General features: G+C 47.6%; 1 protein-coding gene. It reads right to left on the bottom strand.

The features are described 5' to 3' along the window. A partial coding sequence (locus tag AB3I27_RS14035) for a transposase (RefSeq protein ID WP_368023025.1) occupies positions 1-359 on the bottom strand: 359 nt, incomplete at both ends.

Here is a 359-nt window from a genome sequence, read left to right as displayed (position 1 = left end):
GTCATGAAGCTCCCGCCCTTTAAACGCCGTTACCTCTTCTGTAAATGATTTTGTTATATTGGACATGGTTTGGGGCGTGTAGTGATGCCCATACATTTTCTCAATCAAGTCTGCGATTTCCGACATGGTAATACCTTTTCGGAAGAGGTGAATGACGGTCTCCTCTAAGGTATCATTCGTCCGTCTATAAGCGGGAACAGTCTGTTGCTTGAACTCGCCGTTGCGGTCGCGCGGAATCTGGAGATGAAGTTCCCCGTACTCGGTCTTGACCGTACGGTCATAGGAGCCGTTACGAGAATTACCCGTGTTAAAACCAATGCGATCGTACTTTTCGTAATCGAGGAAAGCCGTTAACTCCA

The sequence above is a fragment of the Enterococcus sp. C46 genome, assembly GCF_040887565.1.
In the GTDB taxonomy this organism is placed as follows: Bacteria; Bacillota; Bacilli; order Lactobacillales; family Enterococcaceae; genus Enterococcus_B; species Enterococcus_B lactis.
The sequence above is the reverse complement of the archived record's forward strand: the minus strand, read 5'-3'. Positions and strand labels throughout refer to the sequence as shown.